This window comes from Microbacterium sp. Bi121 (genome assembly GCF_918698005.1).
Lineage (GTDB): Bacteria > Actinomycetota > Actinomycetes > Actinomycetales > Microbacteriaceae > Microbacterium.
Genome location: NZ_CAKKLJ010000004.1, coordinates 79746 through 100845 on the forward strand (window position 1 = coordinate 79746; position 21100 = coordinate 100845).

A 21100-nucleotide genomic window follows, 5' to 3' on the forward strand; every position below is an offset into this window, starting at 1 on the left:
GCAGGGTACATTCAGGGTGTGGCAGCACGTTCCGGCAATCGTCCCGCGGCGCTTCGAAGCTCCGCCGAGATCCCCCTGCGGGCGCGCGCGACCACGCCGCCCCCCGAGACCCGAACCGGACGCATCCCGCTGACGGATCCACGGCCGTCGGCACCAGGCGGCTTCGCAGCCAAGGCCTTCGCCGGCGAGGTCGTTCCGTTCAGCGTCGTGGCCTTCCGCGAGGGGCACGATCGCATCGGCGTCCACGTCCGCCTGACAGCGCCGGACGGTGCGGAATCGCTGCACCGCCTCGTCGCTCTCGGCGATGGCAGCGACCGCTGGTCGGCGGACGTCGCCCTCGATGCGCAGGGCCTCTGGCGCTACCGCTTCGAGGCGTTCGCCGACGACTACGCCACCTGGGCGCACGCCGCGTCCGTCAAGATCGCGGCCGGAGTGGACGTTCCCGTGATGGCGGCACTCGGTCGCGACCTGCTGGCGGCGGCCGCGGCCGACAAGAACCGCCCGGCGACCGAGCGTTCATCTCTGGCGCGATCCGCCGCCGTCCTGGAAGATGCGGATGCCGTCACCGCCCTGGGCGTCGCGATGGATGCCGATCTCGCTGCCGTGTTCCGCGCTCGCCCCGCAGCGTCTCTATCGGCGCACACACCCGAACTGACGCTTGTCGTGGAGCGGGCGGCGGCTGGGGTCGGGGCCTGGTACGAGTTCTTCCCCCGTTCCGAAGGTGCCAAGCGCGCCAAGGACGGCACGATCAAGAGCGGCACGTTCCGCAGCGCAGCCAAGCAGCTCACCCGCGTCGCCGGCATGGGTTTCGACGTGCTCTACCTGCCTCCCATCCATCCGATCGGCCGCACGCACCGCAAGGGTCCGAACAACACCCTGAAAGCGAGTCCGGTCGACCCAGGTTCGCCGTGGGCGATCGGTGCGGTCGAGGGCGGTCACGACGCCGTGCACCCCGATCTCGGCACGCTCGCGGATTTCCGCTTCTTCGTCCGCGAGGCGCGCAAGGCGGGAATCGAAGTCGCTCTGGACCTCGCACTGCAGGCCTCCCCCGACCACCCGTGGGTCTCGTCGCACCCCGATTGGTTCACCGCCCTCCCCGACGGCACGATCGCGTATGCGGAGAACCCGCCCAAGAAGTACCAGGACATCTATCCGCTGAACTTCGACCGCGACCCCGAGGGCCTGCGCGAGGAGGTGCTGCGGGTGGTCAGGCACTGGATCGCACAGGGCGTCAAGATCTTCCGCGTGGACAACCCCCACACCAAGCCGTTGCAGTTCTGGGAGTGGCTGATCGCGCAGGTCATGTCGACGGACCCCGACGTGGTGTTCCTCGCAGAGGCCTTCACCCGCCCGGCTCCGCTGCGCAGTCTTGCGGCCGCTGGGTTCCAGCAGAGCTACACGTATTTCACCTGGCGCAACACCAAGCGCGAGTTGGAGGAGTTCCTCACCGGGCTTGCGACCGAGACCGCCGACTATCTGCGTCCCAACCTCTTCGTGAACACGCCCGACATCCTCACCGAGTATCTGCAGTTCGGCGGCCGCGCCGCATACAAGGTGCGAGCGGCGATCGCCGCGACGGCGGCACCGACGTACGGTGTGTACGCCGGGTACGAGCTCTTCGAGAACGTCGCACGACCGGGCTCGGAGGAGAACATCGACAACGAGAAGTACGAGTACAAGCTGCGCGACTTCGTCGGCGCGGAGGCGTCAGGCGACTCCCTCGCCCCGTACCTGCGCCGTCTGAACGAGATCCGCCGAGCGCATCCTGCGCTGCGGCAGCTGCGGAACCTCGCGGTGCACTGGAGCGACGATGACAGCATCCTCGTGTATTCGAAGCATCTCGACGGCACGTTCACGGCCACGGGCGACGCGGACACCGTCCTCGTCGTCGCGAACGTCGACCCGCACTCGGTGCGCGAGACGACCGTGCATCTCAACACGCGCGTCTGGGGCGTCGACCCCGGCGAGACCTTCGAGGTCGAGGATCTCATCACCGGAGAGACCTGGACGTGGTCCGATCACGACTACGTCCGGCTCGATGCGTTCGCCGAGCCGGTGCACATCCTCCACGTGAAGGCGCGCTCATGAGCAGCACGGACCGGATCACCAGCGCCGAATGGGGCGCTGTCGCCGCAGGTTCCCATCACGCGCCGCATGACATCCTCGGGGCTCATGCGGAGACCGACGCGGCAGGTCGCACCTCGACGACCATCAGGGCTCGGCGGCCCTTCGCGGACACCGTCGTCGCGATCCTGAAGAACGGCACGCGCGTTCAACTCGATCATGCCTCTGACGGCATATGGCAGGGCACGCATCTGGGCGCACCGGTCCCCTACCGCCTGGCGGCCGTCTACGACGGCGGGCAGGAGCAGACCTCGGGCGACCCGTACCGGCACGTCCCGTCCATCGGCGAGCTCGATCTTCATCTCATCGCCGAGGGCCGGCACGAGCGGCTCTGGGAAGTCCTCGGCGCCAACGCGCACCTGATGGACGGCGACATCGGGATCGCGTTCGCCGTCTGGGCTCCCAACGCGAAGGCTGTTCGGGTCGTCGGCGAGCACAACGGCTGGGACGGCGCAGGCCACAGCATGCGCTCGATGGGCTCCAGCGGGGTGTGGGAGCTGTTCATCCCAGGCGTGTCGCCGGGGACGGTCTACAAGTACGAGATCCTCACCCCCGATGGATCGTGGGTGCTCAAGGCCGACCCGATGGCGCAGCGCACGCAGGTGCCGCCGGAGACGGCATCCATCGTCCCCTTCTCGGCGTACAGCTGGAAGGACGGGGCGTGGATGACGCGCCGCGCGGCGACCCACGCCGTCGCGCAGCCCATGAGCATCTACGAGGTGCACCTGGGCTCATGGCGCGGCGGCCTGGGATACCGGGAGATCGCCGATCCGCTCATCGCGCACGTCACGGAGACCGGCTTCACGCACGTCGAGTTCATGCCGCTCGCCGAGCATCCGTTCGGCGGCTCGTGGGGCTACCAGGTCACCGGCTACTATGCGCCGACCGCCCGATTCGGCGGTCCTGACGACCTGCGCTACCTGATCGATCGCCTGCACCAGGCGGGCATCGGCGTAATCCTGGACTGGGTGCCCGGCCACTTCCCGAAGGACGAGTTCGCTCTGGCCCGCTTCGACGGCCGGCCGTTGTACGAGCATCCGGACCCTCGACGGGGTGAGCATCAGGACTGGGGCACCCTGATCTTCGACTACGGGCGCCCCGAGGTGCGCGGTTTCCTCGTCGCCAACGCGCTGTACTGGTTCGAGGAATTCCACATCGACGGCCTGCGCGTGGATGCCGTCGCCTCGATGCTCTACCTCGATTACTCCCGCCGGGAGGGCGAGTGGGAGCCGAATGTGCACGGTGGGCGGGAGAACCTCGAGGCGATCCGTTTCCTGCAGGAGGTCAACGCCACCGCCTACCGGAACCACCACGGCATCATCATGATCGCCGAGGAGTCGACGAGCTTCCCCGGCGTCACCGCGCGCACCGACCAGGCGGGGCTCGGCTTCGGGTTCAAGTGGAACATGGGCTGGATGAACGATTCCCTGCAGTACATCGCCAGGGACCCGATGTACCGCGCGCACCACGAGGGCGAGATGACCTTCTCCTTCGTGTACGCGTTCGGGGAGAACTATCTGCTGCCGATCAGCCACGACGAGGTGGTGCACGGCAAGGGAAGTCTGCTCTCGAAGATGCCGGGCGACCACACCCACAAGCTCGCGAACGCTCGCGCATATCTCGCGTACATGTGGGGGCACCCGGGCAAGAACCTCTTGTTCATGGGGCAGGAGTTCGGTCAGCTGGCCGAATGGTCCGAGAGCCGCCCGCTGGACTGGTGGCTGCTGGAGCAGCCGTCGCATGCGCAGCTGCAGCGCTTCGTCGGCGCGATGAACGGCGTCTACCGCGGCACCGCACCGCTGTGGGAGCGGGACAACGACAGCACACGTTTCCGCCGACTGGGCGCACCGGTCTGGGATCCGAACGTGATCGCCTTCGAGCGTCGGGACCTCCACGGCGGCCGCGTGGTCGTGATCAGCAACTTCGCCGGGGTGGAGCGCCCGAACCTCGATCTGGACCTGCCCGTCGCCGGAGTCTGGGAGGAGATCTTGAACACGGATGCCGCCGAGTACGGAGGAGGCGGCATCGGCAACTTCGGGCGGGTCGCGGCGCACACGTCCGGTGATCACGGCACGCCACGGGCCAGGGTCACTCTGCCACCCCTGTCGACGCTGTGGCTGCGCTATCGGCCGGAGCGCGCCTCGTCGTAGCGAAGGCTCCTCAGAACAGCAGCGACGACAGCCTGTTGCGGGCCGCGGAGACCCGCGGGTCATCCGCGCCGATCAGACCGAACAGTTCGACGAGACGCTCACGCACTGGCACCCGCTCCTCGGATGGCAGCACGGCGAACAGATCGAGCAGGCGTCCGAACGCGTCGTCGACGTGTCCGCCGGAGATGTCGAGGTCGGCGACGGCGAACTGCGCCTGGATGTCCCGCGGATCCGCTGCCGCTGCGGCGCGGGCCTCCTGCAGGTCGAGACCCTGCACGCGGTCGAGCAGGCGCACCTGTCCGAGCCCGGCACGGGCGTCCTCGTCGCGCGGGTTCTCTGCGAGCGCCTTCTCGTAGGCGGAGATCGCCGCTGCGAAATCGCCCTGCTCGATCGCGGCGAACGCCTCGGCGTGCAACGGCGGAAGCGGCGGCTCCTGCGGCTCCTCGTCAGCGTCAGCGGCCGGTTGCTGATCGCCGCCGACGCTGCCGGTGACACCGTTCTGAGCGGCCACCTGCAGAAGCTGGTCGAACACCTGACGCACCTGCTCCTCTGGCACGGCACCGGTGAACATCGGCACCGGCTGCCCGGCGATGAGCGCCACGACCATCGGAATCGACTGCGCTCGGAAGCTCTGGGCCAGCTGCGGGTTCGCATCGACGTCGACCTTGGCCAGCACGATGCGCCCGCCCAGCTCGGTGACGACCTTCTCGAGGATCGGACTGAGCTGCTTGCACGGCCCGCACCACTCGGCCCACAGGTCGACGACGACAGGAACCGTCCGCGACAGCTCGAGGATCTGACCGAAGGTCGCATCCGTCACGTCGACGACGACCCCGCCCTGTGCCGGGTCCCGGTCATCGGCCGGTGCCGATGCGGGGTTCGCAGGAGCCGCGGGGCGGTTGCGCAGAGACGAGAGGTCAACGGCGCCGCGCAGAGCAGAAGCAGAGATGTCGCTCACTTGATCACTTCCACGTCGAGGGTGTCCTGGTGCACGGCGAGCAGGCGAACCTGCTCGGTCGAGCCCTGGCTGGGTACGGAGAAGAACAGCTGCAGGCTGTACGTCGTATTGACGCCCTTGGAGGCCTCCTTGGCGCCGGTGAGCACCCGAGCCTCCGGATTGTCGTCGAACTTGATGACCGCGTCGCTCGAGGTCGGCGTGATCTTCTCGCTGTCGATCAGCGAGACGGCGACGATCGCACCGCTGTCGAGCGTGGCCAGCGCGACGGGTGGCTGCTCGCTCGGCGCGATGTCGAAAGCCGTCTTGGACGTCTTCGCCGCACCGTTGTCGGCGAGCCCCTTCGTCACGGCGGCGCGGCTCGCCTTGATCGCGTCCGCCAGGGAGATGGCGACCTCGTCGAAGGATCCGTAGTACTCGCTCTCCTCGCCGGCATCCACCACATCGGCGAAGGCCGCGGCGAGCTCGTCGGGCGCGAGTGTCAGGAATGCCGCGGCGTTCTCGGTGATCAGGCTCGTTCCGAGCCATGCCGGCGCGAGCTGCGGAACCTCGGTCGACGCCTGCATCTCTGCGATGTTCGTCACCTTGTAGTTCGACCACGGGTCGGCCTGCGTCATGGTGAGGATCGACGGCGGAAGCGTGTCGTCGCTCTTGCTCTTGCTGAGCACGAGCACGGTGCGCGGCCAGGCGTCGGTCGCTTGGGGCAGAAGCACCTCGATCGCCTCAGTCGGAATGACGGTCGGAAGAGGACGGTCGGTGATGCCCTTGCGGAGCGTGTAGTCGGTCTGGCGTGCTTCGAGGGCAAGGCCCTCCAGCCGCGTGCCGGCGAGGTCGATGTCGAGGTCGGCGTCCGCCTGCTCGAGCGTCGACGAGATGTTCTGCAGAATGCGGGATGCCTGTGACTCCGTGACCGCCGGGGGCTTCTGGTTCTCGGGAGTGATGACGGTCTGCGTCGGGGTGGGCGTCGGCGTCGCGGCGTCGAACTGCGGCCAGGAATCGCTCGAGCATCCGACGAACATCACGCCGGCGAGTCCCAGTGCCGGCAGCGCCAGCAGACGGCGACGGTTTCTGAGAGCCCGGCGCTCGGACTTGGCGGGCTTGTCCTCCGTATCGCCCTCCGCTCCTGCTCCGGCGCCGCCGGAGCGAGCCGGCTCCTCCAGCGCTTCGCGCACCGGTGCCGGCGCAACGGAGAGATCGATCGGCTCTGTGGCTGGCAGCGGGCCCGGCCCCTTGCGGCGAGGGCCGCGTCCCCGACGCTGGTGGCGGATGGCGAGCACGTAGAGGACGAGGCCGACGAGCAGGACGATGCCTCCGGCGGTGATCAGCGGCCCCACCAGCGGCGTCGAGCGATCGAGCGGCCAGGCCACGACGATGTCGGCGGGCGCGGGCGCCGTTCCGTCCTTCGCGATGAGAACGCTCATGCCCTCGGGGAGCTGCATGTCGGTGATCAGCTGATCCTGCTCGCTGAAGGAGTCCAGCCAGAGGTCGGATCCTGCGGGGTTGCGGCCCTCCGGCGCGTCCTCACCCTCCTCCGGCGCATCCTCGCCCTCCTCCGGCACGATCGAAGCCTCGACGACCGTGCTCTTCGGATCGCCGTCGGCATCAAGACCGATCGAGGTGTAGGTCGCGTCCGCGAGCCACGCCTCGAGATCGGCTGTGCGTCCATAGGCGGCGAAGATGTCGCCGTCACCGCGGACGAGCAGCGTCTGCTGCCCCGGGTTCTCGCGCAGCACGGCACCGTCGACGAGCACGAACGGCGTGGAATCCTCGACGCTCAGCTCGGCCTGCTGGGCGGAGGGGCCCATGAAAATGGTTCGCTGAGCGATGCCTGCTCCGATGAGGAGCGTGGCCAGGACGAAGGCCACGACGGCCCAGACGAAACGCACGAAAAAGTCTCCTTACGCAACCCGGACGCCGCGTCCGAGTCATCGCTCGACGTTTCAGACTATCGAAACAGGCTGAGTGTTGACTACGAGGGGGTAAGAGCCGCCTGAGCCGTCGGCACGTCGCCGTATCCGCACCGGCCTCGACGACTAGCCTGATACCAGTCTTCCCGAGGAGAGCGAATGAAACTCCACAACCCGTTCCGCACCGCGCTTGTGGCGACGCTGGGCGTCGGCCTCGGCATCCTGCTGCTCGGCAGCATCCAATCGCTGTCCACCGTGCTGCTGTACGTCGGCACCGCGCTGTTCATCAGCCTGGGTCTGGATCCCGTCATCTCGTTCCTCGAGCGACGCAAGCTTCCCCGCTGGCTGGCGGTGCTCATCACACTGATCCTCGTCCTGGGCGTCTTCGCCGGGATCGTCCTCATCGTGCTGCCGGTCATCGTGTCGCAGGTGACTCAGCTGATCGAGCAGGTGACCCGGCTCGTGAGCGGGCCGACCTTCCTGTCCGATGCCGAGGAGTGGATCACCGGGCTCTTCCCCAACCTCGACATCGAACGCGTTCTGACCGAGACGCAGGAGTGGCTGATCGCGAACGTGGGCGACATCACAGGCAGCGTGATCAACGCTGGTGTCTCGGTGCTCGGGGGCCTGTTCGGCGCTTTCATCGTGTTGATCCTCACGATCTACCTGACCGCCTCGACACCGTCGCTCAAGCGCGCCGTGTACCAGCTGGTGCCCGCCTCGAAGCGCCCGCGTTTCGTCGACCTGTCGGAGCAGATCACCGACTCGGTCGGCTACTACGTCATGGGCCAGGTCACGCTCGGCGTGATCAACGGCATCCTGAGCGCGATCTATCTGAGCATCATTCAGGCGCCGTTCCCCGCGGTGCTCGCGGTGATCGCCTTCTTCTTCTCGCTGATCCCCCTGGTCGGCACGCTCACCGGCTCGACCATCATCGTGCTCGTCTGCCTCATCCCCGGCCTCGGGTCGCCCGGGATCGCGCTGGCCGCCGCCATCTACTATCTGATCTACATGCAGATCGAGGCGTACGTGATCTCACCGCGCATCATGAGCCGTGCGGTCGCCGTACCCGGTGCCGTCGTCGTCGTGGCAGCACTCGCTGGCGGTTCGCTGCTGGGCCTGCTCGGAGCGCTCATCGCGATCCCTGTCGCCGCGAGCATCCTGATCATCTACCGCCAGGTGCTCATCCCCCGGATGAACGAGCGTTGATGCGCGCCGGGTCACGGCCGCGCAGCGGACTTGACCCGGCTGCTCATGTCACCTTCCAGCAGTGCACGTGCCAGTGCCGCCTGGCCGCGAGGTCCGCGGCGTCGCCAAGCACACCATCAGCCCGCCAGACCACCTGGTGAGCAATCCCAGGCGGGATCACGCGATGGCAGCCGGGGCACACGTACTCCTTGACCGCCTGCTGGGCCGATACCGGCTGCACGGTCCATTCACGGCCCTGGCGCGTCTCGGTGCGCTTCCACCCGGCCAGCAGGCGCTGGAACGAGTCGTCAGCGTTCGGACGCTCCTGACGCCTGCGATTCGAGCGAGGCATGTCTGCGCATTACCACCAGTGGTTCGCGGTCCAGAAGGCGTAGGCGTTCGCCCAGCTGCCGTAGCGGCCCGTCGCGTATCCGTTGCCCCAGCGCAGATTGTCCACGGGGTCGTACCCGTTGCCCGGCACCTTGCTGCACGGCAGAGCCTGCACCAACCCGCACGCACCGGACGAGGCGTTGGTGGCGTTGGGGTTCCAGCCGCTCTCCTTGGAGACGATGTAGTCGACGTAGCCCCAGTCACTGGAGGCGATGCCGGCCGCGGCCATCCATTCGGCAGGCGCGCCTCCGCCGGTGTAGAAGACGGGGCCCGGTGCCGACGAGCCCTGGGACTGCTGCGCCGAGGCGACCTTCGGCTGAGGCTTCGGCGTGGGCTTGGGGGTGACGTAGACGTCGAAGCTGCCGCGGTCCACCGGTGCGATCGTCGCGCCGGAGACGCTGACGGTGAGGTTCTGCGTGTCCTGCACCGCGAGCGAGAACGGCGTCTCGGTGTCTAGTGCCGGCTGCTCAGCAAGAGCCATGCCGGTCGGCGCGACCACGGCAGCGGCCAGCGCGACGACGCCGAACGCGGCGAAGGCGCCGGTGACACCGCGCCTGCGGGTCCAGGGTCGCTTGGCGGAAGTCGGGAGCTTCGGGGCTGCCGACGCGACCTGCGCGGAGGCACCGCTGACGGGATCGATCTCAGTACCGGGAGTCACAATAGGGTTCATTCTAGCCAGCGTCACCTGAGTTCACCATGAGAGTGCTCAGCGGACGGCCAACATGACGTCGACGGTGGCGTCCAGCAGAGCATCCACCTGCTCTTCGCGGTACCCGTGGCGCTGCATCCTGAAGGCCGCCGATCGGAGCTGCTCGACGGTGAGCTCGTCACCGTCTCTGAGGAACCGGACGATTCGCGCTGCGACGTGGTCGACCTCATCGACGCGGTAGCCGAACGCCAGGAAGCCGGTGCGCGCGAACTTCTGGCGACGAGTCCTGGCCAGGTGATCCAGGATCGTCTGCGCCTGGTCGCGCGCGTCCTGAACCCACTCCTCCGCGCGTCCGTCGCGGATCGCCTTGTCGCGGCGGCGGGCCGCGAACGCATCCTCGATGCGTCCGAGAGCGGCATCGACGTCGCCGATGACGTAGCCGCCCTTGACGAGGGGGAAGGATGCGACGCGGATCTCCTCCGCCGTGAGCTCACCGGATTCGCTCTCGAAGCTCTCACGAGCAGCCGAGAGGAAGGTGTCGACAGCGGCCCGGTGATATCCGCGCTCGCGACCCTTCACCACTCGGAACGACGGCTGCTGAGCACGCGCGCCGTCGTCCACAGCATCCAACGTCGTCATGCGAGCACCGCCCAGGGGGAGAGAAGGAAGTAGAGGGTCAAGGCGGGAACCGTCGACGGCAGGATGCTGTCCAGCCGATCGAGCAGGCCGCCGTGGCCGGGCAACCAGGAACTCATGTCCTTGATGCCGATGTCGCGCTTGATCATGGACTCGCCCAGGTCGCCCACCGTCGCGGAGATGAGGATCGCGATTCCGAAGATCAGACCGGCCCACCAGGGCAGGTCGAGCAGGAACAGGGCGAGCAGCACTCCGACCGCGGCCGCGGCGAGAACGGCGCCGCCGAAGCCCTCCCAGGTCTTCTTCGGGCTGATCCGCGGGGCCATCGGATGGCGGCCGATCGCGACGCCGGCCGCATACGCACCGGTGTCCGAGGCGACCGCGACCGCGATGAACGCGAGGACCCACCACTGGCCGCCTTCCTGACGCAGCAGCATCAGGGCCAGGCTCGTGAGGAACGGAACGTAGATCTGAACGAAGCCACCGACCACGGCGTCCGTCAGCACATCGCCGTACGTCCGACCGTCCTTGGTCATCATCTGGGTGACGAGACGCCAGACGACGACGAACGAGACGGCGAACAGCAGCGTGACCCAGCTCAGCCAGACCGGTGCGAAGAATCCGGCGAGGACGATCAGTACGCCCGCAGCGACCTGCGGGACGATGTCGATGCGCCGCCCTGCTGTCCGCAGCGCGCGCGCGAACTCGAAGATCCCGAGCACCGCGACAGCGAGCGCGATGAGGACGAAGAGCTCTTTGATGAACAGCAGCGAGCCCAGCAGCACGGCGCCGAATGCGAGGCCGACGAGGATGGCGAGGATGAGATCGCGCCCCGTCCGAGCCTTGATGCGCTCGTTGGCCTGGTCAAGGTGCTCCCTGGCCTGGTGCACGTGCGTCTCGAAGTCACCGCGTGCCTGGCGGAGCTGCTCCCGCATCGCCGCCGCCGGCTCTGCGGCGAAGTCCGCAGGCTTCGGCAGAGGCGGCCGAGGGGGGATCGCCGTCTCGTCGATCAACGGCGAGGTCGGCTCAGCGCTCGGCGTCGCCGCTTCGCGGGCCTCTCGCCGGGTGAGCGGCTGCCCCTCGGCGTCTCCGATCGGATCGCTCATGCCTGTTCAGACCTCGAGGAGCTCAGTCTCTTTGCGCTTGAGGGCGTCATCGATCAGGTCGACGTGCTGGCGAGTGAGCCCATCGAGCTCCTTCTCACCACGTGCGATCTCATCCTCACCGACCTCGTCCTTGAGCGCGTCGAGCTCGTCTTTGGCCTTGCGCCGGACGCCGCGGACGCGAACCTTCGCGTCCTCGCCCTTGCTGCGCACGAGCTTGACGTACTCCTTGCGGCGCTCCTCGGTGAGCTCCGGCATCGTGACCCGCACGATATTGCCGTCATTGGTCGGGTTCGCGCCGAGGTTCGGCATGTCGCGGATGGCCTGCTCGATGGCCTTGAGCGCGGACTTGTCGTACGGCGTGATGATGAGCGATCGCGCCTCGGGGTTGGCCAGCGATGCGAGCTGCGCCAGTGGCGTCGGCGAACCGTAGTAGTCGACCATCACCTTCTGGAACATCTGCGGGTTCGCGCGGCCGGTGCGCACGGTGGCGAAATCCTCCTTCGCGGCCTCGACGGCGCGAGTCATGCGGGAGGTGGTTTCAGCGAGGACGTCCGCGATCACGGTGGCTCCTATCATCAGGGGGTTCGTGCAATTCTATCCGGGCGTTGACTCCACACCCTGGCAAGGTGCGTCACGCCGTGACGAGCGTGCCGATCGGCTCGCCGAGCAGAGCACGGGTGACGTTGCCGGCCGGCTCCATGCCGAACACCCGCATGTCCATGCCGTTGTCCATGCAGAGGCTGAATGCGGTGGAGTCGACGACCTTGAGGCCGCGCTGCAGGGCGTCACGGTAGGTCACCGTGTCGATCCGGGTCGCGGTGGCGTCCTTGTTGGGATCAGCGGTGTAGATGGCGTCGACGCCGTTCTTGGCGACGAGCACCTCGTGCGCGCCGATCTCCAGGGCGCGCTGAGCTGCGACGGTGTCCGTGGAGAAGTACGGAAGCCCGGCACCGGCGCCGAAGATCACGACGCGGCCCTTCTCCATGTGGCGCTCGGCGCGCAGCGGGATGTAAGGCTCGGCGACCTGGGTCATCGAGATGGCGGACTGCACTCGAGTGGGCGCGCCGGCCTGCTCCAGGAAGTCCTGCAGAGCGAGGGCGTTCATGACGGTGCCCAGCATGCCCATGTAGTCCGCACGGCCGCGGTCCATGCCGCGCTGGCTGAGTTCGGCGCCGCGGAAGAAGTTTCCTCCGCCGACGACGATCGCGACCTCGACCTGGTCGACCGCGGCGGCGATGTCCCGAGCGATCTGGCCGACGACGTCGGGATTCACCCCGAGCTGCCCGCCGCCGAATGCCTCCCCGGAGAGCTTGAGAAGGACGCGACGGCGTCCGGTGCGTTCAGTCATGGGTGAAATGTCCTCTCGTCCCGATTCAAGATAGTGCCTTCTGGGCATGAAGAAGGGGTTCGGACCCTGGCGGATCCGAACCCCTTCGCAACTGCTACGCGCCGACCTTGAAGCGCGCGAAGTCCGTCACGGTGATACCGGCGTCCTTCGCCACCTGGGCGACAGAGAGCTTGTTGTCCTTGGCGTAGTCCTGCTCGAGCAGGGCGACCTGCTTGATGAACGCTGAGACGCGGCCTTCGACGATCTTCGGCAGAGCAGCCTCGGGCTTGCCCTCGCCGCGGGAGATCTCGGTGACGATCTCGCGCTCCTTCTCGACGGCCTCAGCCGGAACGTCCTCGCGGCTGAGGTACGACGGGTTGGCGAACGAGATGTGCTGCGCGATGCTGCGAGCGGTCGCTGCATCATCACCCGTGTAGGCGACGACGACACCGATCTGCGGGGGCAGGTCCTTGCTGGTGCGGTGCATGTACACCTCGACAGCGTCACCCGTGAGGGTGCGAACCTGACGCAGCTCGATCTTCTCGCCGATGATGGCCGCCTCGTCGGAGATCAGCTCGCCGACGGTCTGGCTGCCGGCGGAAGCCGCGAGGGCGTCCTCGACCGTGTTCGCCTTCGCAGCAGCGACGGCGTCGACGACCTTGTCGGCGAGCGCGATGAAGCGCTCGTTCTTCGCGACGAAGTCGGTCTCGCAGGCGAGCTCGATGAGCGTCACAGCGCCATCCTGCTCGCGCGAGACGACCAGGCCCTCGCTGGTGGAGCGGTCAGCGCGCTTGGCGTTGCCCTTGGCACCCTTCAGGCGAAGGATCTCAACCGCCTTCTCGCGGTCTCCCTCAGCCTCTTCGAGTGCCTTCTTCGTGTCGACCATTCCGGTGCCGAGCTGCTCACGCAGCGCCTTGATGTCGGCGATGGTGAAGTTGGCCATGTGTAGTGGCTCCTTGCCTCGTTTAGGTGTGTGTACGCGGAATTACTTGGCGTCGGCGTCGGCCGCGGCCTCAGCAGCGGGTGCCTCTTCGGCAGCTGCCTCAGCAGCGGGAGCCTCGTCAGCAGCCGCCTCGGCAGCAGGAGCCTCGTCAGCAGCGGCCTCGGCGGCCGGAGCGTCCTCGGCGGGAGCCTCGAGAAGCTCCTTCTCCCACTCGGCCAGCGGCTCAGCGTCGCCCGACTCCGGGTTGTGCTTCTGCTGCAGACCCTCTGCGGCGGCATCCGCGATGATGCGGGTGAGCAGCGAGACGGAGCGGATCGCGTCGTCGTTGCCGGGGATCGGATACTGGAAGTCGTCCGGGTCCGCGTTGGTGTCGAGGATGCCGATCACCGGGATGCCGAGCTTCTTCGCCTCGTCGATGGCGAGGTGCTCGCGCTTGGCGTCGACGACCCACAGAGCCGACGGGGTCTTGGTGAGGTTGCGGATACCACCCAGCGACTTGTGCAGCTTGTCGAGCTCGCGCTTCTTGAGCAGCAGCTCCTTCTTGGTGAAGCCCGAGGCAGCCGGGTTCTCGTAGTCGAGCTCCTCGAGCTCCTTCATGCGGGACAGACGCTTCGCGATCGTCTGGAAGTTGGTGAGGAGGCCACCGAGCCAGCGCTGGTTCACGTACGGCTGACCGACGCGGGTCGCCTGCTCCGCGAGGATCTCCTGCGCCTGCTTCTTGGTGCCGACGAAGAGGATCGTGCCGCCGCGGGCGACGGTCTCCTTGACGAAGTCGTAGGCCGAGTCGATGTAGCCCAGCGACTGCTGGAGGTCGATGATGTGGATGCCGCTGCGCTCGGTGAGGATGAAGCGCTTGACCTTCGGGTTCCACCGACGGGTCTGGTGTCCGAAGTGCACGCCGCTGTCGAGCAGCTGGCGGATGGTGACCACAGCCATGGTCGTCTCCTGTTTCTGGCGCTGTCGCGCCCTTGAGGTTGTTTCGCCGATCGGATGACCGGCAGTCCTGGTGCCCGGCTCACCCCCACCCGCTCTTGCGAGCAGGACCTGTGGGAGTGGATGCCGCGACGTCCGTCAGTGCTGACGTCGATCGCTTTGGGCACGCGTAGTCACCCCGAGAATCGAGGTGCGACCTCAAGTGTACAGGATCTGGCCCCCTCCACTGCGTCTGCACCGACGCGGGATTGGCCTGGTCATCCACCATTCGCGCGATGCGCGAGATCACGCCGGCGCTGAAGAGCAGAGCATGGTCGGATGCCGTCCACGAACCGGATCATGTGCAGAGCGTCCGCTGTCGCCTGCATCGGCGTGCTGGCTGCACTTCTCGTGATTCGGTCGGCTGCGGCGGCTCCTCCGTCGCCGGATCCGGCATGGCAATGGCCGGTGGCGGGTGCACGGGAGGTCATGGAGCCGTTCCGCGCGCCGGAGCACGAGTACGGCGCAGGGCACCGCGGTGTCGACATCGCAGCGGATCCGGGCGCCGCCGTGATCGCTCCTGCCGACGGCGTCGTCGCGTTCCGCGGGGTGGTGGTGGACCGGCCGCTGCTGACGATCGATCACGGCGGCGGATACGTGACGACGTTCGAGCCGCTCGAGTCCGATCTGAGCCCCGGTGCGCCGGTGCACGCGGGCGATGAGATCGGGACGGTCGCCGCCGGCGGCCACGCCGCCGCGGGCACATTGCACGTCGGACTGCGCCTCAACGGCATCTACATCAACCCGATGCTGATGTTCGGCGGCATCCCCCGGGCCGTCCTGCTGCCGTGCTGCGAGTCCGTCTCGCGCTGACTTCAGGCTCGCGGATGCGCCAGTCGGTAGGTCGCGGTGAGCCGCTCCGCCGAGACGTGAGTGTAGATCTGGGTCGTCCCGAGACTCGCGTGGCCGAGGATCTCCTGCACTGCGCGCAGATCGGCGCCGCCGTCCAGCAGGTGCGTCGCGGCCGAATGGCGGAGCGCGTGGGGGCCGACCGCATCTGCTCCGATGATCGGGCCGAGCGCCGCTGCGACCAGCGTGTAGATCGCACGAGGACCGATGCGCCCTCCCCTGGCCCCGAGGAAGACCGCAGGGGAGCCCGAAGCCGCGCGGGCAGCCAGTGCAGGGCGGCCACGAGTGATGTACGCGGCGATCGCGTCGTGTGCGGGGCGCCCGAAGGGCACGACGCGCTCCTTCGATCCCTTGCCGAGCACTCGGGCGGTCGCCCGCTCCTGATCGAGGTCGTCGATGTCGAGGCCGCAGAGTTCCGAGACGCGCATGCCGGAGCCGTACAGCAGCTCGAGGATCGCATGATCGCGCAGATCCTCCGGGTCGCCCTGCGCCGCGAGGTGTGCGCGCGCGTCGAGCAGATCGCGCATGCCCTCCTTGGATGCCACTGCGGGAAGCGTGCGTCCGCGCTTGGGGGCGATCAGCCGGAGCGCGGGGTCCGCACTGATGAGTTCTTCGTCCTTCGCCCATGCGAAGAAGGACCGGGCAGCGGCCGCGCGGCGTGCAAGGGTCGATCGGGCGTCGCCGCGCTGCGTCGCGCGCCACAGCCACTCGCGCAGCATCTCGAGGTCGACCTCGCTCAGCGCCGCGTCGCCGGCGGATGCAGCCAGGTCACGCAGGTCGGATCTGTATGCCCGCACGGTCGCTGGAGACAGGCGACGCACCTGCTCCAGATGCGTGGCGAACGCCTCAGTCGCGAGCCCGAGTTCCATGCATCCAGAATGTCCCGTTTCGCGCGCCCATCCCGGATGCCTCGCCATGACCGGTCAGTCTGCTCATCGACTCCCCGCCCGCAGCGCCGGTTCGACCAGAGACCGGGAGTCGCGCGATCGCGCTCAGCGCCCACCGTTCCGCGACTTCGCTGACATTCTCGCCCATCCAGTCGGGAGCTGTTCCACCTTTCCTTCCAGCCCCAGGATTCCGAGCACCGACCTGGCCCGTTCGACCGACACACCGGCGAGAGCGGCGAGTTCCGTCGGGGTCCGCGGGGTGCGCGCGCTCATGACGTCCCACAGACGGGTGTGGTCCGAATCAGGTCTCGCCTCGAAGACCTCCTGCGCGACTTCAGCGCCCATCAGCTCACGGACCTCTGCGGCGTTCGTCACGCACTGAGCGTCGTACTCGCGCATCAGTCGATGGCATCCAGCGGATGCCGCGGAGGTCACGGGCCCCGGCACCGCGCCGAGCGGACGTGCGAGCGTCGACGCGTGCCCAGCGGTGTTGAGCGAGCCGCTGCGCCAGCCCGCTTCGACCACGACCGTGGCCGCGCCGAGGGCCGCTATCAATCTGTTGCGCCCGAGGAAGCGGAACTTTGTCGGCGCAGCGCCGCACGGTAGTTCGCTCACCAAGGCGCCCGAGGCCATCACGCGATCGAACAGCTGCTGGTGACCGACCGGGTACGCGCGATCGACGCCACCGGCGAGGAAGGCGACGGTGGTACCGCCGGCTCCGAGCGCGGCCCTGTGCGCGGCGCCGTCGATCCCGTACGCTCCGCCCGAGACGATGACGGCTCCTGTCGCTGCGAGATCACCGGCGAGTTCGGCCGCGATCGACTCGCCGTACGCCGTCGCGGCTCGCGCGCCGACGATCGAGACTCGGTGGGGTGCCACCAGGTGCGACGGGTCTCCTCTGACCCACAGCAGAGTCGGCGCGTGGCTGCCCAGGTCGTCGAGCGCCGTCGGCCAGTCCGGGTCACCGGGAAGCAGGAGCCGTGCATCGACCTCTGCCGCCCCGCGCAGCGCGTCGCGGACGGCGCGCGGCTGCGCTCTCGGCACCCACCGTCTCCTCCCTTCCTGGATGGCCTTCTCTGCGAGACCGAACGTCTCCCCCGCCAGGGCGAACTTCAGCGCCTCGAGCGCGCCGAGTTCGGCGACCAGCGCGCCGGCGACGCCGTCGCCCGGTTCGATCAGCACGCTCCACCCGACACGAGCGAGCGTCTCCGATGGATCATCGTCCGGACGTGCGGCCTCAGCGGCTCTGCGGATCTCGCGGTCGTTCAGCAGTGCATCGATCATGCGATCAGCCCTCTCTTCAGGAACAGCGCGCGACCGAGTTCATCGGCGCCGGGCGCGTCGACGTCCGCCAGGTCGGCCATCGTCCACGCCAGGCGCAGCACGCGGTCGTAGCCGCGCAGTGTGAGCTGTCCGCGTTCGAGCGCTCGATCGAGCGGGGCTCGCACGCCCGGCGGCAGCCGCCGGTCCCCCTGTCGCAGCCAGGCACCGGCGACCTCCGCGTTGAGCGACCATGGCGTCTCGGCCAAACGGTGCGCAGCACGCGCTCGAGCGGTCGCGACCTGAGCCGCGGCTGCCTCGCTCGCGATGCCGACGCGTTCCCCCGACGTCGCGCGCGACGCCGCGACCCTGGCGACCTGGAGGTCGATGTCTATGCGGTCGCGCAGCGGTCCGGAGAGGCGAGACGCGTACCTCCGGATGGCGATGGGCGGACAGATGCATTCGGCCCCACGGACGCCGTAGTTGCCGCACGGGCACGGGTTGGTCGCGAGGACGAGCTGGAATCGTGCGGGGAATCGCACGTGGAAGCCCGCTCTGTCGATCTCGATGGACCCGGATTCGAGGGGTTGGCGGAGTGCGTCCAGCGCGACTCGTGTGAACTCCGCCGCCTCGTCCAGGAACAGGATGCCGCGGTGTGCGCGTACGATCGCACCCGGCCGCGCCGCTCGAGAACCCCCGCCGACCAATGCGGCCACCGAGGCGCTGTGATGCGGAGCCTCCAGCGGTGGGACATCGTCGAGGATGTTCACTGCCGCACCCGACAGCGACCGCACGGCGGCGACCTCGAGGGCCTCTTCTTCCGACAGCGGCGGCAGAATCCCCGGCAACCGCCGAGCGAGCATCGTCTTGCCTGCACCGGGCGGACCGCTCATGAGCATGTGGTGGCCGCCGGCAGCGGCCGCGATCAGAGCCTGCACCGCCTCCTCCTGACCGACGACATCCGCGAGGTCGAGCGGTTCTGCAGCGGCAGGCGCCTGCGCCTCGCCTGCGACCGGCTCGACTTCGGCGACGGAGATGTCGGCGCCGTGCCACATCGCCACCTCGGCGAGCGTGGTGGCTGCGCGCACCTGCATCCCCGGCACGAGTCGCGCCTCTGCCTCATTGGCGAACGGCACGATCACGCGATCGAATCCGGCTCGGGCCGCGGCGAACACGGCGGGGAGCACGCCGGGCACGGGTCGCACCCGCCCGTCGAGCCCGAGTTCGCCGATGTGAACGGTGCGGGCGATGGAGGCGGCATCCAGCACTCCCCCTGTGGCGACCGCCGAGATGGCGATCCCCAGGTCGAAACCACTGCCGTGCTTCGGCAGGCTCGCCGGTGACAGGTTCACGGTGAGACGACGTCGGGTCAGCGCGAGCTCCGCGTTCGTCACGGCGTTGTGCACGCGCTGCGCCGCCTCACCGAGAGCCTTGTCAGGAAGGCCGACGATCTTGAAGCCGGGTGTCTGATTCGACACGTCCGCCTCGATCTCGACCAGGTGACCGTCGACGCCGGTCAGGGCGACGGCCCAGGTGCGCGCGGTCTTCATCGCAGGTCCACCAGGTGCTCGAGCTGCCCCAGGGCCGGATCGACGCCGATTATGCCGATCACCTCGAGGCGCAGCATCCGGTTCGATGCCAGCTCCGTGTGCGCCCTGCACCACGCGTACGCGAGCCGCCACAGGCGTTCTCGCTTGCGATCGTCCACCGCTTCGAACGGGTGCCCGAACGCCACGGAGCGTCTCGTCTTCACCTCGACGATGCAGATCGTGCCGTCACGCTCGGCGACGATGTCGATCTCGCCCTGCGTGCACCGCCAGTTGCGGTCCAGAATCCGATACCCGCGCGTGCTCAGGTGCTTCGCGGCGCGGTCTTCGCCGGCTCGTCCGAGTTCATCCTTCGCTGCCATGACGACAGCTTGCGCTCAGCGGAAGACGCCCAGACCCCGCAGACCCACGGCCTGTGCACAACATTCGGACTCAGCCCGAATGTGCGCAGAAGTCACTTGCCGTCGAGCGACAGCTCCTCCGGCAGCTCGAACTCACGGCGCTGGAGCTCTTCGACGTTGACATCCTTGAACGTCAGCACCCGCACGGCCTTGACGAATCGATCGGCCCGGTAGATGTCCCAGACCCACACGTCGGCCATCGAGATCTCGAAGTAGAAGTCGTGCTCGGTGTCGCGGCGGACGACGTTCACCTCATTGGCGAGGTAGAACCGGCGTTCCGTCTCGACGACGTACTGGAACTGCCCGACGACATCGCGGTACTCGCGGAACAGCGCGAGCTCGAGTTCGCGGTCGTAGTCGTCGAATGCCTCTTCATCCATGATGAGTCCATCCTAGGACGAGACACGCGACCGAGAGTTCAGAAGAGAGTCGGGGCGTCCGCGATCGCCCAGGACGCGCGGTGGAACGGCGACAGCCCGGTCTCACGGATCGCCGCGCGGTGCTCCAGGCTCGCGTATCCCTTGTTCCGGTCCCACTGGTACGCCGGGTGATCGCCGTGGAGTGCGCCCATGTACGTGTCCCGCTCGACCTTCGCGATCACGGATGCCGCCGAGACAGAAGCGCAGTCGCGGTCGCCCTTGATGACCGAGCGCACGTGCAGTGGGGCGGCGTGCACGCGCGAGACGTAGTCGTGATTGCCGTCGAGGATCACGAGAGCCCCGTCGAGCGTCGCGCCCTGCGCCACGACCGCGTCGATCGCACGGGATGCCGCGAGCCCCAGCGCCCGCATGATGCCGACCTCGTCGATCTCCGTCGCGCTCGCCCAGCCGACGGCTGATGCCTGCACCCACGCGGCTGCGCGGGCGGCCACGTCAGGCCGACGCTTCTCGGTCACGAGCTTCGAATCGCGCAGACCTTCCGGAACGCGTCGGCGTGCTCCGGCGGCATCCATCACGGCTGCGCCGACGGCCACCGGGCCGGCGAGGGCTCCGCGTCCCACCTCGTCGAGCGAGATGATCAGGTCGTACTCGGCGAGGAGCTTGCGCTCCAGGGTGAGTTTGGGGGCGATGACGGTCATTCCGGATCCGGGATGCCGTTGAAGATCTTGTGATGCCCGTCGATCGTGCCGATCCGAGCGAGTGGCCACGTGGTCAGGAACGCTTTGCCCACCACGTTGTCGAGCGGTACGAAACCTCCGCTCGGGAGATCCTGATGCGCACGGGCGTCCTGCGAGCGGTCGCGGTTGTCGCCGAGCACCCAGATCGACTCATCCGGAACCGTGACGTCGAATGGCTCATTGGACGCCTCGGTGTCGCCCTCTGGAAGGTTCAGGTACGACAGCTCGTCGATGGGCGCGCCGTTGATCGTGATCTGTCCGAGCGAGTTGCAGCAGACGACGTGGTCACCGGGGAGGCCGATGAGCCTCTTCACGAGGTGGTCCTCGCTGTCGGACGAGGACAGGCCGATGAGGGTGAGCAGACTGTCGACCCACTCGAGCACCACGGGACCCCGCGGCGCCTGAGGCTTGATCGGAAGCCAGCCTCCCGGATCCGCGAAGACGACGACGTCGCCGCGCTCGTAGCCCGTCCAGCGGGGCGTCAGCTCATCCACGAGGATGCGGTCGTTCACCAGCAGTGTCTTCTCCATCGACGCCGACGGGATGTAGAACGAGCGGACCACGAAGCTCTTGACCAGGAAGGAGACGAGCGCCGCGATCACGATGATCACGAGGACGTCGCGAAGGAAGACCCAGAATCCTCGCCGCGGCTTGTGCGGGGTGTCCGAGGCGGATTCAGTCGTCATCGCATT

General features: G+C 68.0%; 21 protein-coding genes. 4 read left to right on the top strand and 17 right to left on the bottom strand.

The annotated features are described in order from the left end of the window. Positions 1-18: 18 nt before the first annotated feature. Together LQZ87_RS07440 and glgB are read left to right on the top strand one after the other, a co-directional pair. Positions 19-2088, top strand: a complete 2070-nt coding sequence (locus LQZ87_RS07440; RefSeq protein ID WP_230102837.1) for an alpha-1,4-glucan--maltose-1-phosphate maltosyltransferase — start codon at positions 19-21, stop codon at positions 2086-2088. Beyond that, entirely contained in the window at positions 2085-4274 is a 2190-nt protein-coding gene (gene glgB, locus LQZ87_RS07445; RefSeq protein ID WP_230102838.1) for a 1,4-alpha-glucan branching protein GlgB, read from the top strand. Before LQZ87_RS07440 ends, glgB begins: the two co-directional genes overlap by 4 nt. Before the next feature lie 10 nt (positions 4275-4284). Here the strand turns inward: glgB and LQZ87_RS07450 are convergent, their stop codons facing one another. Beyond that, positions 4285-5232, bottom strand: coding sequence for a tetratricopeptide repeat protein (locus LQZ87_RS07450; RefSeq protein WP_230102839.1), 948 nt, complete (start codon positions 5230-5232; stop codon positions 4285-4287). After that, entirely contained in the window at positions 5229-7115 is a 1887-nt protein-coding gene (locus LQZ87_RS07455; RefSeq protein WP_230102840.1) for a glycosyl transferase, read from the bottom strand. The genes LQZ87_RS07450 and LQZ87_RS07455 overlap by 4 nt, the downstream gene beginning before the upstream one ends. A 180-nt stretch (positions 7116-7295) precedes the next feature. Here LQZ87_RS07455 and LQZ87_RS07460 point away from each other — a divergent pair, with 180 nt between their 5' ends. Continuing rightward, positions 7296-8345 (top strand): AI-2E family transporter, encoded by a 1050-nt coding sequence (locus tag LQZ87_RS07460; protein WP_230102841.1) that lies wholly within the window; start codon positions 7296-7298, stop codon positions 8343-8345. 43 nt (positions 8346-8388) lie between these two features. On the opposite strand, the gene LQZ87_RS07465 is transcribed toward LQZ87_RS07460, so the two are convergent. The 8 genes from LQZ87_RS07465 to rpsB all read right to left on the bottom strand — a co-directional run bounded on the left by LQZ87_RS07465 (position 8389) and on the right by rpsB (position 14311). Then, positions 8389-8676, bottom strand: coding sequence for a hypothetical protein (locus LQZ87_RS07465; RefSeq protein WP_230102842.1), 288 nt, complete (start codon positions 8674-8676; stop codon positions 8389-8391). 9 nt (positions 8677-8685) lie between these two features. Then, on the bottom strand, positions 8686-9372 hold the full coding sequence (locus LQZ87_RS07470) for a transglycosylase SLT domain-containing protein (protein ID WP_230102843.1): 687 nt from the start codon (positions 9370-9372) through the stop codon (positions 8686-8688). Positions 9373-9420: 48 nt separating this feature from the next. After that, a complete protein-coding gene (locus LQZ87_RS07475; protein ID WP_230102844.1) occupies positions 9421-10002 on the bottom strand; it encodes a DivIVA domain-containing protein in 582 nt (193 codons plus the stop codon). Then, positions 9999-11105 (bottom strand): phosphatidate cytidylyltransferase, encoded by a 1107-nt coding sequence (locus LQZ87_RS07480; protein WP_230102845.1) that lies wholly within the window; start codon positions 11103-11105, stop codon positions 9999-10001. The genes LQZ87_RS07475 and LQZ87_RS07480 overlap by 4 nt, the downstream gene beginning before the upstream one ends. Before the next feature lie 6 nt (positions 11106-11111). Beyond that, entirely contained in the window at positions 11112-11666 is a 555-nt protein-coding gene (frr, locus tag LQZ87_RS07485) for a ribosome recycling factor (protein ID WP_230102846.1), read from the bottom strand. 70 nt (positions 11667-11736) lie between these two features. Further along, positions 11737-12453, bottom strand: coding sequence for a UMP kinase (gene pyrH, locus LQZ87_RS07490; RefSeq protein WP_230102847.1), 717 nt, complete (start codon positions 12451-12453; stop codon positions 11737-11739). Between the two features lie 94 nt (positions 12454-12547). Beyond that, positions 12548-13375 carry a translation elongation factor Ts gene (tsf, locus tag LQZ87_RS07495; RefSeq protein WP_230102848.1) on the bottom strand — a complete coding sequence of 276 codons (828 nt, stop codon included), beginning with the start codon at positions 13373-13375 and terminating at the stop codon, positions 12548-12550. A gap of 42 nt (positions 13376-13417) precedes the next feature. Then, positions 13418-14311 (bottom strand): 30S ribosomal protein S2, encoded by an 894-nt coding sequence (gene rpsB, locus LQZ87_RS07500; RefSeq protein WP_230102849.1) that lies wholly within the window; start codon positions 14309-14311, stop codon positions 13418-13420. Positions 14312-14626: 315 nt separating this feature from the next. Between rpsB and LQZ87_RS07505 the strand changes: the two genes are divergently transcribed. After that, a complete protein-coding gene (locus LQZ87_RS07505) occupies positions 14627-15160 on the top strand; it encodes a M23 family metallopeptidase (RefSeq protein ID WP_230102850.1) in 534 nt (177 codons plus the stop codon). A gap of 2 nt (positions 15161-15162) precedes the next feature. Here the strand turns inward: LQZ87_RS07505 and LQZ87_RS07510 are convergent, their stop codons facing one another. The 7 genes from LQZ87_RS07510 to lepB all read right to left on the bottom strand — a co-directional run bounded on the left by LQZ87_RS07510 (position 15163) and on the right by lepB (position 21094). Then, positions 15163-16065 (bottom strand): tyrosine recombinase, encoded by a 903-nt coding sequence (locus LQZ87_RS07510; RefSeq protein WP_230102851.1) that lies wholly within the window; start codon positions 16063-16065, stop codon positions 15163-15165. A gap of 123 nt (positions 16066-16188) precedes the next feature. Next, positions 16189-17367: a DNA-processing protein DprA gene (gene dprA / locus LQZ87_RS07515; RefSeq protein ID WP_230102852.1), complete on the bottom strand. Its 1179-nt coding sequence runs from the start codon at positions 17365-17367 to the stop codon at positions 16189-16191. Continuing rightward, a complete protein-coding gene (locus tag LQZ87_RS07520) occupies positions 17364-18893 on the bottom strand; it encodes a YifB family Mg chelatase-like AAA ATPase (RefSeq protein ID WP_230102853.1) in 1530 nt (509 codons plus the stop codon). The genes dprA and LQZ87_RS07520 overlap by 4 nt, the downstream gene beginning before the upstream one ends. After that, positions 18890-19252, bottom strand: coding sequence for a YraN family protein (locus LQZ87_RS07525; RefSeq protein WP_230102854.1), 363 nt, complete (start codon positions 19250-19252; stop codon positions 18890-18892). Before LQZ87_RS07525 ends, LQZ87_RS07520 begins: the two co-directional genes overlap by 4 nt. A gap of 92 nt (positions 19253-19344) precedes the next feature. Continuing rightward, positions 19345-19671 (bottom strand): DUF2469 family protein, encoded by a 327-nt coding sequence (locus tag LQZ87_RS07530; RefSeq protein WP_194419738.1) that lies wholly within the window; start codon positions 19669-19671, stop codon positions 19345-19347. A gap of 38 nt (positions 19672-19709) precedes the next feature. Further along, complete coding sequence (locus LQZ87_RS07535; RefSeq protein ID WP_230102855.1) at positions 19710-20369, bottom strand: ribonuclease HII; 660 nt, start codon at positions 20367-20369, stop codon at positions 19710-19712. Then, positions 20366-21094 (bottom strand): signal peptidase I, encoded by a 729-nt coding sequence (lepB, locus tag LQZ87_RS07540; protein WP_230102856.1) that lies wholly within the window; start codon positions 21092-21094, stop codon positions 20366-20368. The genes LQZ87_RS07535 and lepB overlap by 4 nt, the downstream gene beginning before the upstream one ends. Positions 21095-21100: the final 6 nt, after the last annotated feature.

What these genes read in the sequence shown, in the direction of transcription:
- glgB (WP_230102838.1), top strand. Translation starts at nt 2,085, where the DNA reads ATGAGCAGCACGGACCGGATCACCAGCGCCGAATGGGGCGCTGTCGCC.
- LQZ87_RS07460 (WP_230102841.1), top strand. Translation starts at nt 7,296, where the DNA reads ATGAAACTCCACAACCCGTTCCGCACCGCGCTTGTGGCGACGCTGGGC.
- LQZ87_RS07465 (WP_230102842.1), bottom strand. Translation starts at nt 8,676, where the DNA reads ATGCCTCGCTCGAATCGCAGGCGTCAGGAGCGTCCGAACGCTGACGAC.
- LQZ87_RS07475 (WP_230102844.1), bottom strand. Translation starts at nt 10,002, where the DNA reads ATGACGACGTTGGATGCTGTGGACGACGGCGCGCGTGCTCAGCAGCCG.
- LQZ87_RS07480 (WP_230102845.1), bottom strand. Translation starts at nt 11,105, where the DNA reads ATGAGCGATCCGATCGGAGACGCCGAGGGGCAGCCGCTCACCCGGCGA.
- pyrH (WP_230102847.1), bottom strand. Translation starts at nt 12,453, where the DNA reads ATGACTGAACGCACCGGACGCCGTCGCGTCCTTCTCAAGCTCTCCGGG.
- tsf (WP_230102848.1), bottom strand. Translation starts at nt 13,375, where the DNA reads ATGGCCAACTTCACCATCGCCGACATCAAGGCGCTGCGTGAGCAGCTC.
- rpsB (WP_230102849.1), bottom strand. Translation starts at nt 14,311, where the DNA reads ATGGCTGTGGTCACCATCCGCCAGCTGCTCGACAGCGGCGTGCACTTC.
- LQZ87_RS07505 (WP_230102850.1), top strand. Translation starts at nt 14,627, where the DNA reads ATGCCGTCCACGAACCGGATCATGTGCAGAGCGTCCGCTGTCGCCTGC.
- LQZ87_RS07510 (WP_230102851.1), bottom strand. Translation starts at nt 16,065, where the DNA reads ATGGAACTCGGGCTCGCGACTGAGGCGTTCGCCACGCATCTGGAGCAG.
- dprA (WP_230102852.1), bottom strand. Translation starts at nt 17,367, where the DNA reads ATGATCGATGCACTGCTGAACGACCGCGAGATCCGCAGAGCCGCTGAG.
- LQZ87_RS07520 (WP_230102853.1), bottom strand. Translation starts at nt 18,893, where the DNA reads ATGAAGACCGCGCGCACCTGGGCCGTCGCCCTGACCGGCGTCGACGGT.
- LQZ87_RS07525 (WP_230102854.1), bottom strand. Translation starts at nt 19,252, where the DNA reads ATGGCAGCGAAGGATGAACTCGGACGAGCCGGCGAAGACCGCGCCGCG.
- LQZ87_RS07530 (WP_194419738.1), bottom strand. Translation starts at nt 19,671, where the DNA reads ATGGATGAAGAGGCATTCGACGACTACGACCGCGAACTCGAGCTCGCG.
- LQZ87_RS07535 (WP_230102855.1), bottom strand. Translation starts at nt 20,369, where the DNA reads ATGACCGTCATCGCCCCCAAACTCACCCTGGAGCGCAAGCTCCTCGCC.
- lepB (WP_230102856.1), bottom strand. Translation starts at nt 21,094, where the DNA reads ATGACGACTGAATCCGCCTCGGACACCCCGCACAAGCCGCGGCGAGGA.